This window comes from Chitinophaga sp. (assembly GCF_036569125.1).
Taxonomy (GTDB): domain Bacteria; phylum Bacteroidota; class Bacteroidia; order Chitinophagales; family Chitinophagaceae; genus Chitinophaga.
This window is the reverse complement of sequence record NZ_DATCRF010000345.1, coordinates 1-3,776: the sequence shown is the minus strand read 5'-3', so window position 1 is coordinate 3,776 and position 3,776 is coordinate 1. Positions and strand designations below refer to the sequence as shown.

The window sequence follows — 3,776 nt, the reverse complement described above, 5'->3', positions numbered from 1 at the left end:
CCTACGGCCGTAGCCTGTGCTACGGATGCTGCATACACTTCCAGATCCGGAAATGCTGCGGCCAGCAGATGCATGTACAATGGGTTTTTGCTGAAACCACCGTCTACAAAAATACGCTTCACAGCCGTATTGTCAATAACCAGTTGTGTGGATTGCTGCTGAGCAGCCACCAGATCAAGCATCAACTGGTGATACGCTGTTTCATAATCAGGAAAAGCGGCCAGTGAACGGCCGGCAAAAGTAGTCAGCACCGGTGCTGCAGGTATTTGCAGGCGGCGTATAAGCAGCGGATCAAATTCCACCTGCCGGTAATAATCCGGCGCTACCTGGAAATGGGCAGCCAGCCGTTGGGTTTGCACTTCATGCTCATTACCGGCAAACAGGCGCGAGGCCTTTACCGGTGCGCCCTGGTAAGCCAGGTAACAAAGGCAGTCCTGCTGCAGCTCTTCAGCCGTAAGCGGGCTATCATTGAACGGGTTCAGGGTAATACACCAGGTGCCCGTGGATATTAATGCAAAGGGCTCCGTAAAACTGGCCAGGTATGGAATAAGCGCGGCGGAACTGTCGTGCAGGCCCGCTCCCACCTGGTAAGCGCCGCCATGCAGCTTTACCTCCATCACTTCGTCTGAAGGGCACAGTGGCGGCAGCTTCTCCGCAATGCCTTCCTGCTGCACCCATTGATGGTACTGCTGCTCCCGGAAGTTCCATAACATAGTATGGCAGCCGATGCTGGTAATATCCGTACACGCATGGCCGGTTACCAGGAAGCTCACATACTGCGGCAAATGCAGCGCATACCGGATGTTCTTAAACAGCTCCGGCTGTTTATACTTTAGCCGGTACAGCTGCAGGCCCGAATTCAGGCTGCCCAGTACAGGCGATGCCGTTATACCGGGCAGCTCCTGCTGCTGGTTATATTGTGCAAAAAACTTACTTTGCAGATCGTCCGGGAAAGGTTTGAGATAGTTGTATAAAGGCGCTATTACTTTGCCCTGTTCATTGATCAGCACAAAGCTGGCGCCGTAGGTAGAGAAATTGATGGCCTTTACCCGGTATTGCGGCATGGCCAGCATTTCCTGCAAGCTATTGTGCACCCATTGGCTGAGGGCCTGCACATCTTCACAGGCATCCCCATCTTCATCAGTTATTTCCGGGAACCGGCAGTTATTTTCCCATATAATGCGGTAATGCTCGTCTATAAGGAACAGCTTTTTATTGGTCTTGCCAATGTCTAATATCGCTATTACAGGTACCCTGTCTGGTCCGTTTACCATGCCAATTACTTTGAATTACCGTAAGTTGATACGCTTGTTACCCGAATGGAGAACGCTTTTACCTACGCTTTAAGTACGCTTTTACCCCGGGTTTTACCCGGGTGTCTCCCAGGTCGCACCCGAGTTGCACCCGAATGTCGCCCGAGTTGCAGCCGAGTATCACCCGAATTACCCCCGAATCAGAGCCCTGTGGCTACCGTCTTAGCTCCTCTTTCCTTCACCAGCTGCTCCCGCACTTTTAAGCTGCGGTAAAGCTGTACCGGCTGTAAGGCGCCACCATTCAGCAGGCGGGCCTGCGCTATCAGCGGGCGAACATCGGTACGATAGGCTTCCTGCAGAATGTCCTGGGCTGTTACCACATCGTTTGACTGGCGGGCAGCTTCCAGGGCTTTGGTATCTACCAGCAGTGCCTGTGCGTAAGCGATCATAATGGCTTCTACCGATTGCAGCAGGTCTTCCAGCGGGTCTTTTACGTTGTGGGAGGCATCTATCATCCAGCCCAGGTCTGAAGCGTGGTTCATGCTGCGGGCATCCATCCCTTCTACCAGCTCATTGAAAATAAGGAACAACTGGTAAGGGTTAATGCTGCCTACGGTGAGGTCATCATCCCCGTATTTGGAATCATTAAAGTGGAAACCGGCCAGCTTACCTTCCATCAGTAACAGCGCTACTATCTGCTCAATATTGGCATTGGGCAGATGGTGGCCCAGATCTACCAGGGTAAGCGCTTTGCTGCCCAGCTTATTGGCCAGCATCAGGGATTGGCCCCAGTCGGCAATGGTGGTGGAGTAAAAATTGGGTTCGGAACATTTGTACTCTATGTACAGCTTCCATTGATCGGGCAGCGCAGCATAAATTTCCTGCAGGCTTTCCAGGGTACGCTGAAAGGCGTGGCGGAAATTGAGCTGTCCCGGGAAATTGGAACCGTCTGACAGCCAGAGGCTCAGCGCATCGGAGCCCAGCTCAATACCGTATTTTATCACCTCAATATTATGCTCAATGGCTTGTTTACGTACGGCTTTATCCGTATGGTGCAGGGAGCCGTATTTGTAGCTGTGCTTTTGCCCCGGCTGATCCTGGAAGGTGTTGGAGTTGACCGCATCGAAACGCAGTCCGTGCTGGGCTGCCAGCGCTTTTATGGCAGGGGCGTTCTCCGGAATATCCCATGGAATATGCAGGGAAATGGAGCCGCTGGCGCGGTTCAGCGCGTGCAGCAGGCCTACATCTTCTATCTTTTCTTCCAGGTTACGCGGCTCGCCGCCGCCGGAAAAACGGCCAAAGCGGGTGCCGCCGGTGCCCAGCGCCCAGCTGGGAATGGCTACCTGGAACTCCTGCAAACGTTGCAGCACATATTGTATATCGGAAACTTTTTCGGCAGTATAAGTAAAAGCTTTGGCGTGATCTTTCAGAAGATCATCGTTAAAGGAGGATATCTGGTTCTGAGAGAGTTTCATAACGAAGCATTTTTATTAAGTTAACCATTTAAAATAATTAATAATTAATAATGAAGAATTAATAATGCTGGATGTACTTGTTCGCGTGATTATTAATTCTTCATTATTAATCATTAATTAAAGCCTAGCGAACAAAGGCGGTAGCTACGCCACCATCCACATTGAGCACGTTGCCGGTGGATTTATTCAGCAGGCCGCCTACAAAGGCAAAACAGGCGCTGGCAATATCTTCCGGAAGGATCACTTCATTGAGCAGGGTACGTTTGGCATAGAAACCAGGCAGCTCCTCTACCTTAATGCCATAGGCTTTGGCGCGGCCTTCGGCCCAGGCGCCTTCCCATATTTTACTGTCGGCAATAACGGCATCCGGGTTCACTACGTTTACGCGTATACGATCTTTGCCCAGCTCGGCTGCATTCAAACGGCTCAGGTGCAGCTGCGCTGCTTTGGCAGAACCATAACCGGCATTGTTGGGGCCCGACATTAATGCGTTCTTACTTACAATGTTCAGCACATCGCCGCCAATATCCTGCTTACGCATGATCTCAACGCCTGCCTGTGTTACCAGGAACTGGCCTTTTACCAGCACATCATATAACAGGTCCCAGTCTTTTTCTGTATGCTCTTCAATGGGTTTGGATATAGAAAGGCCGGCGCAATTCACTACCAGGTCTACCCCACCAAAGGCCAGGGCAGCGGTTTTAAAGGCATTGCGGATATCTGCGCTGCTGGTTACATCCAGTACCGCGGTGGCAAATACATCGCTGCTGTAGCCTTTGCCAAAATCTGCTTTTGCAGCTTCCAGGCGGCCGGCATCATTATCGTTGATCACTACACAGGCGCCTTCATCTGCAAACTTTTTAGCGATAGCTTTACCTATGCCACCGGCGCTACCGGTGATCAGCGCTATACGGCCGGATAATGGTTTGGGCTTGGGCATACGCTGCAGCTTAGCTTCTTCCAGCAACCAGTATTCAATATTAAATGCCTCCTGACGGGGCAGGGATGTGTATTCCGATACCGCTTCTGCGCCTTTCATTACATTAAT

At 51.4% G+C, this 3,776-nt stretch carries 3 protein-coding genes; all 3 read right to left on the bottom strand.

Annotated features, from left to right (window positions below):
- Positions 1-1,274 (bottom strand): FGGY-family carbohydrate kinase (locus VIM87_RS12800; RefSeq protein ID WP_331997372.1); only part of this gene is annotated, 1,274 nt, incomplete at its 3' end.
- 179 nt (positions 1,275-1,453) lie between these two features.
- Positions 1,454-2,728: a TIM barrel protein gene (locus VIM87_RS12795; RefSeq protein ID WP_331997371.1), complete on the bottom strand. Its 1,275-nt coding sequence runs from the start codon at positions 2,726-2,728 to the stop codon at positions 1,454-1,456.
- Between the two features lie 124 nt (positions 2,729-2,852).
- The coding region (locus tag VIM87_RS12790; RefSeq protein WP_331997370.1) for an SDR family NAD(P)-dependent oxidoreductase at positions 2,853-3,776 on the bottom strand (924 nt) is incomplete at its 5' end.